Origin of the sequence: Limnobacter sp. MED105 (genome assembly GCF_000170915.1) — a bacterium.
In the GTDB taxonomy this organism is placed as follows: Bacteria; Pseudomonadota; Gammaproteobacteria; order Burkholderiales; family Burkholderiaceae_B; genus Limnobacter.
Map to the genome: position 1 here is coordinate 450287 of NZ_ABCT01000001.1, position 12124 is coordinate 462410.

Consider the following 12124-nt stretch of genomic DNA (forward strand, 5'->3'; position numbering starts at 1 on the left):
ATGATTGAGAAAATAGCAAATGATTTTGCTATTCAATACCCCGCATTTAAAGGGTGTAAGAATGCTGATTTTTTACCATATGAATGCAGGAAGGTAATCAAACCCAAGCACGGCAGGTTTGCTGTTGGGGTGTTGTTCATACACAAGGTACGCACTCAAGTGGCCTTGCTGAATGTAGGGCAGCAGGTGTTGCAGCAGTTTAATTTCTGCTGAAAAGTTTTTGCAGTAGGTGCGTGCTACTTCATGCAGTACCTGTACAAACCAGTGCTTGTTTTTTGCAAGTGCATTGAATTGCTGAGGGTTAAGGTTCAGCACTGCATGCACGGCTTCAAACCCATACAAGTGTTGTTGATAAGGGGCCAGGTCGGGCCTGGGGTGTTGCACCCATTCGCCGTTGTGTTGGGCTTGAAGTGCCCAGCGCAGTGCTTGTAAACGGTTGTTGGGGTCGCCTTGTTTTTTGAGTTGTTGCAGGATTTGAACCCACGGCCAGGTGCTGCTGTGGTGCACCAAGGTGTCGGCGAAGGGGCGGCGAACCAAAGGCGTGTTTGGGTTTGCGATGAGCACGCGTTGCCCGGCCGCAAGCCGCGGTGGGCTACGCAGTGGTGGAGTAACCACGGGGTTGTCTGGGTTGGCAAAACTGAGCGAGCCCAATTGCTGGCCATTCAGTTGGTGTAGCTGGCTTAGTGGGTTTTCTCCACAATCAATGTGCTGTGCAAACACCGGAAACAATTCAGCCTGCTGATAAAAATTAGTGCTCGGTGGCATTAGCAAACTGACCCAGTGTTGCTGTGGCGTATTGCTGGCGTAGTGAAACCAGAAGCCCGTGGGCATGTGCCCCAGCCAACCGCAGGGTTTGCCGCCGTTGAACACCTGCAATGTTTGAATTTGCTGAATCGCCGTCACAGGGTTTTGAAGTGTTGTTGTGCGGTGTTCAAGGTGGGCCATTCAACGGGGGCTGCGCTAAGCCCCAGGCCAAATACGCGAAGCACGGCCATGGCGGTGGAAAATGAAACGTCTTCGCCGCGTTCAATGCGGAAAACAGTGTCGCGGCTAACCCCTGCCAACTCCGCCAGGGTTTGGGCTGTCATTTTTCCGCCCTTGGCGCCAGCTTGCAGGCGTTGGGTGCGAACCAGGGTGGCCAGGTCGAGCTGGTTTTTCAGCAAGGGGTACTCATTTGGGTTGTTGGTAATATTCATCAATAATAATGATATTTAATAATCGACTTATATATCTTACAAAAATTTGGAAGGCCTTGCTTTGTGTTTTAACCGTAGCACTTTAAGCTTTCGCTTTGAGTTCAATTAAAGCAAGGCACCCCTGCAATGACTAAAGTCGCGTTGATCACCGGTGTAACCGGGCAAGATGGTTCGTATTTGGCTGAATTTTTGCTGAGCAAAGGCTATGAAGTGCATGGCATTAAACGCCGTGCATCGCTGTTCAACACCCAGCGCGTAGACCACATTTACGAAGACCCGCATGTTGAAAACGCCCGCTTTAAATTGCACTACGGCGACCTTACAGATTCTTCAAACCTGACCCGCATTATTCAGCAAGTGCAGCCCGATGAGGTGTACAACCTGGGCGCACAAAGCCATGTGGCGGTTAGTTTCGAAAGCCCGGAATACACGGCCGACGTAGATGCCATGGGCACGCTGCGCTTGCTGGAAGCAATCCGCTTTTTGGGCCTGGAAAAGAAAACCCGTTTTTACCAAGCCAGTACTTCAGAACTGTATGGCTTGGTGCAAGAAATTCCGCAAAAAGAAACCACACCTTTTTACCCGCGCAGCCCTTACGCTGTGGCCAAAATGTACGCCTACTGGATTACGGTGAACTACCGCGAAAGCTATGGCATGTATGCCTGCAACGGTATTTTGTTTAACCACGAAAGCCCGCGCCGTGGTGAAACTTTTGTAACCCGAAAAATTACACGCGGCATGAGCAACATTGCAGTGGGCCTGGAGCAATGCCTGTACATGGGCAATATGGATGCACTTCGCGATTGGGGCCATGCGAAAGACTACGTTGAAATGCAGTGGTTGATGCTGCAACAGGAAACGCCCGACGATTTTGTAATTGCAACTGGTGTGCAGTACAGCGTGCGCCAGTTTATTGAAATGACTGCAGCCGAGTTGGGCGTAACACTGCGCTGGGAAGGCAGTGGTGTGGATGAAAAAGGCATTGTGGTGAAAGTGCAGGGCGACAAGGCACCCGCACTGAAAGAAGGCGATGTGGTGGTGCAGGTAGACCCGCGCTACTTCCGCCCTGCGGAAGTGGAAACTTTGTTGGGCGACCCCAGCAAGGCGAAAAACAAATTGGGTTGGACACCGAAAATTACCGTGCATGAAATGGTGAAAGAAATGGTGCAGGTAGACCTGGATGCCGCACGCCAACATGCCCTGTTGAAGCAACACGGCTACAGCGTTGCAGTAAGCCGCGAGTAAAGGCTGCCATTCATGTTGAACTTCAATTCAAAAATATATGTGGCAGGCCACCGGGGCATGGTGGGTAGCGCAATTGTGCGCCGCTTGAACGCCCTGGGCTACAGCAACATTGTGGTGCGCACCCACGCCGAACTCGACCTGTGCAACCAGGCTGCGGTGAATGAATTTTTTGCAGCCGAGAAGCCCGACGCCGTGGTGCTGGCAGCCGCCAAAGTGGGTGGCATACATGCCAACAACACCTACCCGGCCGAGTTTATTTTTCAGAATCTGATGATGGAATGCAATGTGGTGCATGCGGCGCATGCCAACAATTGCCAGCATTTGTTGTTTTTGGGTTCAAGCTGTATTTACCCCAAGCTGGCCGAGCAGCCCATGACAGAAACTGCCTTGCTGACCGGCACTTTGGAGTGCACCAACGAGCCCTACGCCGTGGCGAAAATTGCGGGCATTAAATTGTGTGAAAGTTACAACCGCCAATATGGCCGCAATTACCGCAGCGTAATGCCCACCAATTTGTATGGCGAGAATGACAACTTTCACCCCGAAAACAGCCATGTAATTCCGGCGATGATGCGCAGGTTTCATGAGGCCAAATTGCGCGGCGATACCGAGGTGATTGTGTGGGGTACAGGCACACCCATGCGTGAATTTTTGTACGTAGACGACATGGCCGCGGCCAGTGTGCATGTGCTGCTGTTGGATGAACAAACCTACAAGGCCAATACACAGCCCATGCTGAGCCACATCAACGTGGGCACTGGTGTGGATTGCACCATTCGCGAACTGGCAGAAACCATGCAGCGTGTGGTGGGCTTTGAAGGCAAGTTGGTGTTCGACACCACCAAGCCCGATGGCACCCCGCGCAAGTTGATGAATGTGGACCGTTTAAAAAGTTTGGGTTGGCAATACAGCATTGATTTGGATACCGGCTTGAAGAAAACCTATGACTGGTTTTTGAAGAATGTGGAAGGCTTGAGGCAAGCATAGTGATGTGGTGGAACCCGCAGCAATGGGCCGAGGTAGTTGAACGAACACCATTGGTGTCTATCGACCTTGTTGTGACCAATGCACGCCAGGAAGTGCTGCTGGGTTGGCGAAACAACAAGCCCGCGCAGCACTGCTGGTTTGTGCCCGGTGGTGTGGTGCGCAAGGGTGAAACTTTGCAGCAGGCTTTTCAGCGCTTGTTGCTGCTTGAACTGGGTGTGCAAGTGAAGCTTGCTCGAGCCAATTTATTCGCCGGGGTTTATGAGCACCATTACCCAGACAACTTTGCGGGTACCGAAGACGTGGGCACACACTATGTGGTGTTGGCCCACCGTTTGAATGCCGAGCAACATTTGCCAGGTTTGGGTGGTTTGAATGAGTTGCCCAAAGCCCAACACAATGATTATGTATGGATGCCTGTGGCCGAGTTGTTGAACAACCCGCAGGTGCATGAACACACGAAAGCGTACTTTCAGGAATAGGTAGACCATGAGCAACAGCAAACGAGTGATCCCCGTAATTTTGTGTGGTGGCGCAGGCACGCGTTTGTGGCCTTTGTCGCGCAAAAACTTTCCAAAGCCCTTTTTGAAAGTAGGCGCTGAAAGCCTGATTGCGCAAACCGTGCGGCGTGCTGCTGCAGTGGCCAAAGCTGCTGATTCAAGCGATGTGTTGTTGGTGAGCAATGAAAGCTATCAATTTTTACTGCAAGACGAATGCATGCCTGTGTTGAACAGCGAGGGCAGCAATATGGCCCTGCACCAGCTGTTGGAGCCGCAAGGCCGCAACACAGCACCGGCCATTGCCCTGGCCGCGCAGTGGGCGCAAGCACGCTACCCCGACGAAAACCCGGTGCTGCTGGTGTTGCCCGCTGACCATTTAATTAACCCTGTTGCCGAGTTTGTGCGTGTTGCACAGCAAGCCGTGGCGGCTGCACGCAAGGGCTGGTTAACTTGTTTTGGTATTACGCCCAGCACGCCTGAAACCGGTTTTGGTTACATACAGCAAGGTGCGCCTGTCGACGAAATTAACGGTGCATTTGCAGTGCAGCGTTTTGTTGAAAAGCCCAAGCTTGAACTGGCCATGGAGTATTTGGCCAGCGGCCAGTATGTGTGGAATGGGGGCATGTTTGCACTGCGTTCAAGCGACTTGTTGCAGGCGCTCGAGAACAACGAGCCTAACGTAGCCACCCAGGCAAATGCAGTGTGGGCCAGTGCCAAAGAAAGCAAAAGCGCCAAGGCAAGCGGCAGTGTATTTACCTTCAACAAAGACGAATTTGCGAACTTGCCCGACATCAGCATTGATTATGCCGTGATGGAAAAGGCCAGCAATGTGGCGGTGGTAGCGGCCAGTTTTCAGTGGAGCGACATTGGCAGCTGGGCCGCCTTGGCTGAGCAATGCACACCCGACACACAGGGCAACACAGTGCAACAGGAAGGCGCAGGCCAACTGATCTCAATTGACAGCAACAACACCCATGTGCGCTTGGGCAACCGGGCCGTGGCCACTTTGGGCGTTGAAAACCTGTTGATTGTTGACACACCCGATGCATTGCTGGTGGCCGACAAAAGCCGCCACCAGGATGTGAAGAAAGTGGTTGAAACCCTGAAGGCACAAGGCAGCGAGTTGGTGAACTTGCACCCCACGGTACACCGCCCTTGGGGCACATACACCGTGCTTGAAGACTCTGCTGGCTACAAAATTAAGCGTATTGAAGTAAAGCCGGGCGCGTCCCTCAGCTTGCAAATGCACCACCACCGCAGCGAGCACTGGATCGTGGTGAGTGGCACTGCTGAAGTCACCAACGGCGAGAATGTGTTTTTGGTGCGCAAGAATGAATCAACCTACATTCCCGCAGGGAACAGGCACCGCTTGGTGAACCCGGGCGTGCTGAACCTGGTGATGATTGAGGTGCAAAGCGGCGACTACCTTGAAGAAGACGACATTGTGCGCTTTGATGACGTGTACGGAAGGGCTTGATTGATACAGTAGCTTAGCTACTCACCTTCGTACTCATCAACTCACTCAATGTACTTCGCAGCTGCACCCCACTGAGCGGTTTGTGCAAAATCAGGAAGCCGGAGTTTCTGGCTTCCTGAATTCGACTGGGGGCGGTGTCTCCTGTCAATATTACGGCGGGCACATTTCCAAGCTGTGCTTGTAATGACTGTATGGCTTGCACGCCTGTGCTTTTGTTGCGCAGGCGGTAGTCAGCCACAATCGCATCTGGCATTCGGCCGCGGGCCATTAAAATGCGCAATGCGGTTTCTGCGTCTTCAGCGGCAATGGTTGAACATTGCCAGCGGCTCAACATTTCTGTCACGCTGGCGCGAACCAAATCGTCATCGTCAATCAACAACACAGTTTTGCCCGTCAATGGGGTTTTCCCGCCGGCTTGCGCGCGGCTGGGCTCGTCCATCAAGTGGCTGGCATCGCCTTGTGGCACGGTAATGTAAAACATCGAGCCCTTGCCCACTGTGGAATTCACACCAATGTCGTGGTTCAACAATTTGCCCAGGCTTTGCGCAATGTACAGGCCAAGGCCCAGGCCTTTGGCTTTGTCGCGCTCGGGGTTGCCCAGTTGGTAAAACTCTTGAAACACGGTTTCTTGGGCGCTGGCGGGAATGCCTATGCCAGTGTCGTGTACTTCAATCCGAATTTGCCCGTTTTGTTTGCGGCACCCGACCAGCACTCGCCCCTCGGGGGTGTACTTGATCGCATTCTCCACATAGTTGCGAACAACCAGTTCAAGCAAGGCTGGGTCGGTGTAAGCGCAGGCCTTGGTTTTGGCCACACGAATATCAAGGCCCTTGTGTTGCGCCTGGGTGGCCAGTTCGTTGCAAATGCGTTTAAGCAAAGGTGCCAGTTGAACATGGCGTGGCTTGGCAGTAATGGCGGCCGCGTTTATTTTTGCAGAATCCAGCAAGGCATTCAGCAGGTTGCGCAGCCCATAACCGGCTTCTTGAATACGGTCCAGCAAGCCTTTGCTGGGGTGGTTGGCCAGGTCTTCGCTTAGTGCATCCACCAACAATTCGATGGCTTGCACGGGTTGCCGCAGGTCGTGGCTGGCCGCCGCCAGGAAACGTGTTTTGGCTACACTGGCCTGCTCGGCCACCCGCTTTTGCAAGGTCAGCTCGCTGATGAGTTCGGCGTTTTGAAAGCGCAAACGAATGGACTGAATCACCATATTTTGCAGGTTGCGCCCATAGTGAATATTGATAAGCACATACACAAAAGCCACGCTGCCCAGCACCCAAAGGAAGGGTGTGTTTTCCCACAAACAGCGCGCAATAAAGGGAAGTGAAGCTGGCAGCGCAAACGCAGCGTAGGCGGGGGTGTGGCAGGCATGGGAAGACACCGCACCAGCCACCATGGCCGCGAGAAAAATAGCCAGTGTCATCAGCACCATGGGGTCAGTTGAGAAAAACATGACACCCGCGAATCCCCACAAAATACCTGACGCTGCCGTGAACTGAATGGCCACTTGTATCCAGTGTTGCGGGTCGAAATGTGCACCCAGCTTGTTGAAATGCCGTCGCACCCACCAACGCAAACCAGTCAACATGTACACCGCCAGCAACCACAGCAGTAGCGCAGTGCCTTGGCCGGTGTGCCAAAGCACAGCGACCAGACCAGCCGATGAAGCCATGACACCGTACAAAACAAATGGCAGGTGCTCGAACAGAAGTTTGGTTTGCTCACGCAGAATGGTGAGTTGGTACGGGTCTTCGGCTTTCATAAATAGAGCAATAAGTAGATTGCACTAAGCATAAGTGGTGAGGCACCCGGCAGGCAATGTCTAAATGGGTGACCCCTAGTTTTTGTAACCCAATTTGGTGGTTCTCACCCTGGAAAGTTTCCACGTATTTTAGGTGCCCAACATCATTTCAGGCACTGGAGGTTTTCTTGCTTCAATCGATCTCACGCTTTGCGGTGTGCGTTGCTGTGGTACTTACCGCAGCATGCGCCAGCAAAACTCCCTTGCAGGTTGAAGGCCTGGCCACCACAGGGAAGCAGTACACCACCACTCTGAAAAAAGTAAACAGTTTTGCGCTAGACCACACCCTTGAATTCACCGCCGACTTGTTGCCGAATTTGCCCCGCGACAACGCAACGCTGTTGATGCAAACGCAAGCCATGCAGCAAAGAGCAGCCTTGCTGCAAACCACCAGCGATTACTTCGACACGCAGGCGCTTTATTTTGCCGAGCTAAGCGCACTGGCCAAAGGCGACACCAGCACGGGCACCACACGGGCTTTGCGAAAACTGGTGGAGGCCTTGAACAAAGCGCCCGATGTGGGCGGCATACCCCGCGTAAGCAAGGAGGCAGTGGCCGGTTTGGCCGGGCATGTGGCCAACTGGCGGCACAGCGCACAAGTGCGCGAAGAACTGCAGCGCAGCGCTGAACCCGTTGCACACGCCTTGTTGTTGAACCAGCAAATTTTGCAAGAACAAATACAGTGGATTACCCAGCGCGAAACATTGGCCCGCCAAGTGGAGTATCGCGAGAAAGTATTGAAGCCTTTTGTGGAGGACAAAAAACTGGGCGAAACCTGGAAGAACGCCTGGATTAAACACACGAAGCAAGTGCCCACCATCGAGCTGCTGGAGCAGGCCAAGGCAGCCAGTATTGACATGCAACACGCGTGGGTGAATGTGCTGCGAGGCGAGGGCAGTTTCGAGCATTTGCAGAGCGTTTTTGATCAACTTAATTCCAATATTCAGGCAGCCAATACCCATGAGCACAACACCCATGACACCCCATGATTTTGAAACCTTTCAAACCGACGTGCATGCTGTGTTTTCTGCTTTGTATTTGATAGATATAGAACTGTTGAGCGCCGAGCAACGCAAAGAACACCAGCAGGTTTTGGCTGCTGCTTACCTTGCTTTTGTTAATGCCGAGAATGCCCGTTATGTAGCATTGAGCGCGAAAGCGAAAACAGAGCTTGGCGAGTTGGCCAGTCATGTAAAAACCATGCGCACGCAGTTGGCTGAACTGGAAGCCCCGAGCGAACAACTGGGCTTGCTGGGCAAGGGCCTGGATGTGTTGGCGCGGTTGGCGCAAACCCTGCAAATTCCGTAAACTGGGAGCAGAACAACAAACGCAGGTTAAAACATGAACCGCAAAGGCATTGTGTTGGCCGGTGGGCAAGCCACCCGCTTGTACCCGGCCACTGCCGCTGTGAGCAAACAACTGCTGCCGGTGTACGACAAGCCCATGATTTACTACCCCCTAAGCACTTTGATGTTGGCGGGTGTACGAGAGGTACTTGTTATTTCAACCCCGCACGACACTCCGCGATTTGAGCACTTGCTGGGCGATGGTAGCCGTTGGGGCATGCGCATTGATTACGCAGTGCAGGCTACGCCTGGTGGTGTTGCGCAATCGCTGATTGTGGCCGAGCCTTTTTTGCAAGGCGAGCCCTGTGCCTTGGTGTTGGGCGACAACCTGTTTTATGGCCAAAACCTGGTTCGCCAAATGCAGTATGCCTATGGGCAAAAGCGCGGTGCCACCGTGTTTGCTTATTCAGTGGCCAACCCCCAGGCCTACGGCGTGCTTGAACTGAACGCCGAGGGAACTGTAATTGGTGTGGAAGAAAAACCTGCAGCACCCAAAAGCAAACAGGCGGTAACCGGCCTGTACTTTTTTGATGGCCAGGCTGCCGGCATTGCCAAAGGTTTAACGCCTTCAGCCCGTGGCGAACTTGAAATTACCGATGTAATACGAACTTACCTAACCATGGGGCAGCTTGAAGTGCAGCACATGGGGCGCGGGCAGGCTTGGTTGGATACCGGTACCGCAGACAGTTTGCTGGACGCCGCCAACTTCATTCAAACCATTGAGCGCAGGCAGGGCTTAAAGGTAAGTTGCCCTGAAGAAATTGCATGGCGCAACCAGTGGATTACCTCGGCTCAGCTTGCTGCACTGGCCAAGCCGCTGCGAAACAGTGGCTATGGCGATTACTTGCTTGGCTTGCTTGAGGCGGGGCGGTGAACATGCAATGCAATCCAACTCCCCTGCAAGGTTTGTTGTTACTGACACCCACCGTTTACACCGATGCACGCGGTCATTTTTTTGAAAGCTTCAACGCAAAAACTTTCAAGCAGGTGGCAGGCATTCAGCCTGAGTTTGTGCAAACCAATGAATCGCTTTCAAAGCGCGGGGTGTTGCGTGGCCTGCACTGGCAAACTGCCCCCAAGGCACAGGGCAAATTGGTACGTGTGGTGCACGGTGCAGTGTTTGATGTGGCCGTGGACCTGCGTGAAAATTCGGAAACATTTGGCCAGTGGTATGGCTGTGAGCTAAGCGACATCAACCATGTGCAGTTGTGGATACCACCTGGTTTTGCGCACGGTTTTTTAACGCTAACCGACACGGCAATTACCAGTTACCAGGTGACCGAACACCACAGCCCCGAACACGAGCATTGCATGGCCTGGAACGACCCGGTGTTGAATATTGAGTGGCCCTTGAGGCGGGCCGGTGTGGCAACGCCAACCCTGTCGCCGAAGGACGAACAGGGTGTTGCTTTCACAAGTTTGGGTTGATTACAAATCGACGCTGACAATTGCCTTGATGGTTCGGGGTGTGCCCACACCAATCAAATCATTGCCCGCTGTGCTGTAGTAGTTTTTGTTGGTGGGGTTGTCGATCACCAACTGGAACTGTGTGGGCGTGCTGCCAATGACAGTTGAGTAACGTGCGCCCAACGAGGCCACGGTGTAGCCGCCAATAAACGCCTGGTTTTGGTCGTTCACGGCACGCTCGCCGGTGTAGTACAAACCACCGCTAAAGCTTAAGCCCGGCACGCTGATCAAACGGTATTCCGCAAACAGGCTGGCGGTTTTTTCGGCGGTGTTTTCAGGCACACGCCCCACAGTGGCTGGGTTGCCATCGTTTTGCAATTCAGCGTTCATCAGCAAAGCCGAGGCAGCCAGTGAAAGTTGCTTGTTCAATTCGCCAGTCCATGCCATTTCGAACCCGCTGTAATTTGCTTTGCCGTTCAGGCCAAATACGCCGTTGCTTGGGTCTTCAAAGGTAGAGGCACGCTCAATGTCGAAATAGGCAATTTGTGCCAGGCTGTTCTGGCCGACATTGAACTTGGCACCCACTTCAACTTGTTCCGATTCTGCGGGGTCGAGCAACTGAAATGCATTGGTGGATGTTGCCGGTGCCTGGCCCGATTCTTCAAGGCCTTCCACATAGCTGGCGTACAACGACACATCCTGGCGAGGTTTGTAAACCACCGCTGCCGAGGGTGTGGTTTCTTGTGCGTTGTACAGGCGAACAGTGCGTGTTCCGTCGGCTGCCACGCGCAGGTCTTCGGTGCGGTAGTCGCCACGGCGAAGGCCTGCCAACACTTGCCACTGTTCATTCAATTGCATGCGGTCGAATACATACAAGCCTTGATCATCGATGGTGACCGCAGAATAGGCGCCTGTGAAGGTGACGTTCTGTGGCGCAATTTCACGGGGGTTGTACAGGTTTTGGTTGAACAGGCTTTGTGTGCCAGTTACGCCCGGTGTGTTGCTGGCGCGGGTATTGGTGGTGTAGCCAAACGACAGGTTGTGTGTAATGGGCCCGGTAACCACTTCACCGTAAATTTCACCCCGGTAATTGGTGTTGTCGAATTGCTGGTCGCGGCTGTAAAAAATTTGCAGCTGCCCCTCGCCGGTGTTCAGGTCGTAATCTTGAAAACGCGAGAACGCGCGATCGCGCGTGGTTTCGGCGTAACCGGCTTCAAACAACACGCCCCATGAGTCGCTCAATACATAGTCCACGCGGGCCAGGTAATTTTGTGCGTTGGCATCGTATTGCTGCCATTCGCCAGCCAGGTTGGTTTTGTTGTCGGGCACTGGGGGTAACGTTACACGGCCATTGACCGCAGGCAGCAATCGAATGGCCGCCTGTTCGCTGACTGATTTTTCATAGTGTTCCACGTCGAAGCGAAAGCTTAAGCGGTCGGTGATTTTCCAGTCGTAGGCAATGCTGGCCAGTTCACGTTCGCCGCTGTAGTTGTTCACGCCAATGTCTTCTGAGCCTTTCACCAAATTAACCCGCAGGCCTTGGCTATTGTTGTCGCCAAACTTGCGACCCCAGTCCAGGTGCGTGGTGGCGCCGCCATGTTCATTCACACTTTGGCTAAGGCTGAGCACGGGTTTGTTGCCCGCACGCTTGGTGACCAGGTTTACAACGCCCGAGGGTGGAATAAAACCGTAGTACAGGGAAGATGCGCCCTTGAGCACTTCCACTTGCTGTTTGTTTTCAAGCGGCACGTCGACCAGGTTAATAATGGGCAGCGAGCCATTCAAACGATAGTTGCCGCGGTTTTCAACCAGAATGCCGCGAATGGCGATGTTGTCGTAGGTGGAGCCGTTCAGTTGCGAGCGGGTAACACCAGCAGTGTTGCGCAGTGCGCCGAACAGGGTGGTGGCCGATTGTGCATCTAGCACCTCGCGGGTTACCGAGTTCACGGTGAGCGGTACATCAATGGGGGCTGTGTCGCGGAAGGTACCCACCTGCACGGCGTTGCTGGAATAGCTGCCTTGCTCGCGGGCTTGAACTTCGACTTCCTCAAGCTGATTGTTGGTGGTTTGGGCCATGGCCAAAGCAGGCAGGCCCAAGCTGAGCAGTGCCAGTGAGACAGGTTTGAGTTTCATGTTGATTGCTGTAGTAGGTTTGAATTTTATGAAGATAG

General features: G+C 53.4%; 12 protein-coding genes. 8 read left to right on the top strand and 4 right to left on the bottom strand.

What is annotated here, in order from left to right; all coding sequences use genetic code 11:
• Nucleotides 1-72: 72 nt before the first annotated feature.
• Complete coding sequence (locus tag LMED105_RS02110; RefSeq protein ID WP_156799482.1) at nt 73-945, bottom strand: hypothetical protein; 873 nt, start codon at nt 943-945, stop codon at nt 73-75.
• Nucleotides 900-1196 carry a helix-turn-helix domain-containing protein gene (locus LMED105_RS02115; protein ID WP_008247751.1) on the bottom strand — a complete coding sequence of 99 codons (297 nt, stop codon included), beginning with the start codon at nt 1194-1196 and terminating at the stop codon, nt 900-902. Before LMED105_RS02115 ends, LMED105_RS02110 begins: the two co-directional genes overlap by 46 nt.
• 126 nt (nt 1197-1322) lie before the next feature.
• Here LMED105_RS02115 and gmd point away from each other — a divergent pair, with 126 nt between their 5' ends.
• Genes gmd through LMED105_RS02135 form a run of 4 tightly spaced genes read left to right on the top strand, consistent with a single transcriptional unit; the run spans nt 1323 to nt 5402 of the window.
• Nucleotides 1323-2441, top strand: coding sequence for a GDP-mannose 4,6-dehydratase (gene gmd, locus LMED105_RS02120; RefSeq protein ID WP_008247753.1), 1119 nt, complete (start codon nt 1323-1325; stop codon nt 2439-2441).
• 12 nt (nt 2442-2453) lie between these two features.
• Entirely contained in the window at nt 2454-3428 is a 975-nt protein-coding gene (locus LMED105_RS02125; RefSeq protein WP_008247754.1) for a GDP-L-fucose synthase, read from the top strand.
• Between the two features lie 2 nt (nt 3429-3430).
• Nucleotides 3431-3907: a GDP-mannose mannosyl hydrolase gene (locus LMED105_RS02130; RefSeq protein ID WP_008247756.1), complete on the top strand. Its 477-nt coding sequence runs from the start codon at nt 3431-3433 to the stop codon at nt 3905-3907.
• Nucleotides 3908-3914: 7 nt separating this feature from the next.
• Nucleotides 3915-5402, top strand: coding sequence for a mannose-1-phosphate guanylyltransferase/mannose-6-phosphate isomerase (locus LMED105_RS02135; protein ID WP_008247758.1), 1488 nt, complete (start codon nt 3915-3917; stop codon nt 5400-5402).
• Between the two features lie 13 nt (nt 5403-5415).
• Here the strand turns inward: LMED105_RS02135 and LMED105_RS02140 are convergent, their stop codons facing one another.
• Entirely contained in the window at nt 5416-7161 is a 1746-nt protein-coding gene (locus tag LMED105_RS02140; protein ID WP_008247760.1) for a hybrid sensor histidine kinase/response regulator, read from the bottom strand.
• A 167-nt stretch (nt 7162-7328) separates the two neighbouring features.
• Between LMED105_RS02140 and LMED105_RS02145 the strand changes: the two genes are divergently transcribed.
• The 4 genes from LMED105_RS02145 to rfbC are packed head-to-tail and all read left to right on the top strand — an operon-like array spanning nt 7329 to nt 9974.
• Nucleotides 7329-8189 carry a hypothetical protein gene (locus tag LMED105_RS02145; RefSeq protein ID WP_008247762.1) on the top strand — a complete coding sequence of 287 codons (861 nt, stop codon included), beginning with the start codon at nt 7329-7331 and terminating at the stop codon, nt 8187-8189.
• Complete coding sequence (locus LMED105_RS02150; protein WP_156799483.1) at nt 8161-8508, top strand: hypothetical protein; 348 nt, start codon at nt 8161-8163, stop codon at nt 8506-8508. The genes LMED105_RS02145 and LMED105_RS02150 overlap by 29 nt, the downstream gene beginning before the upstream one ends.
• Before the next feature lie 33 nt (nt 8509-8541).
• On the top strand, nt 8542-9420 hold the full coding sequence (rfbA, locus tag LMED105_RS02155; protein WP_008247766.1) for a glucose-1-phosphate thymidylyltransferase RfbA: 879 nt from the start codon (nt 8542-8544) through the stop codon (nt 9418-9420).
• Between the two features lie 2 nt (nt 9421-9422).
• The gene (rfbC, locus tag LMED105_RS02160; protein ID WP_040512067.1) at nt 9423-9974 is read left to right on the top strand and encodes a dTDP-4-dehydrorhamnose 3,5-epimerase; all 552 of its coding nucleotides are present in this window, start codon (nt 9423-9425) and stop codon (nt 9972-9974) included.
• Here the strand turns inward: rfbC and LMED105_RS02165 are convergent, their stop codons facing one another.
• A complete protein-coding gene (locus LMED105_RS02165; RefSeq protein ID WP_008247770.1) occupies nt 9975-12086 on the bottom strand; it encodes a TonB-dependent siderophore receptor in 2112 nt (703 codons plus the stop codon).
• Nucleotides 12087-12124: the final 38 nt, after the last annotated feature.

What these genes read in the sequence shown, in the direction of transcription:
- LMED105_RS02110 (WP_156799482.1), bottom strand. Translation starts at nt 945, where the DNA reads ATGGCCCACCTTGAACACCGCACAACAACACTTCAAAACCCTGTGACG.
- LMED105_RS02115 (WP_008247751.1), bottom strand. Translation starts at nt 1,196, where the DNA reads ATGAATATTACCAACAACCCAAATGAGTACCCCTTGCTGAAAAACCAG.
- gmd (WP_008247753.1), top strand. Translation starts at nt 1,323, where the DNA reads ATGACTAAAGTCGCGTTGATCACCGGTGTAACCGGGCAAGATGGTTCG.
- LMED105_RS02125 (WP_008247754.1), top strand. Translation starts at nt 2,454, where the DNA reads ATGTTGAACTTCAATTCAAAAATATATGTGGCAGGCCACCGGGGCATG.
- LMED105_RS02130 (WP_008247756.1), top strand. Translation starts at nt 3,431, where the DNA reads ATGTGGTGGAACCCGCAGCAATGGGCCGAGGTAGTTGAACGAACACCA.
- LMED105_RS02135 (WP_008247758.1), top strand. Translation starts at nt 3,915, where the DNA reads ATGAGCAACAGCAAACGAGTGATCCCCGTAATTTTGTGTGGTGGCGCA.
- LMED105_RS02140 (WP_008247760.1), bottom strand. Translation starts at nt 7,161, where the DNA reads ATGAAAGCCGAAGACCCGTACCAACTCACCATTCTGCGTGAGCAAACC.
- LMED105_RS02150 (WP_156799483.1), top strand. Translation starts at nt 8,161, where the DNA reads ATGAGCACAACACCCATGACACCCCATGATTTTGAAACCTTTCAAACC.
- rfbA (WP_008247766.1), top strand. Translation starts at nt 8,542, where the DNA reads ATGAACCGCAAAGGCATTGTGTTGGCCGGTGGGCAAGCCACCCGCTTG.
- rfbC (WP_040512067.1), top strand. Translation starts at nt 9,423, where the DNA reads ATGCAATGCAATCCAACTCCCCTGCAAGGTTTGTTGTTACTGACACCC.
- LMED105_RS02165 (WP_008247770.1), bottom strand. Translation starts at nt 12,086, where the DNA reads ATGAAACTCAAACCTGTCTCACTGGCACTGCTCAGCTTGGGCCTGCCT.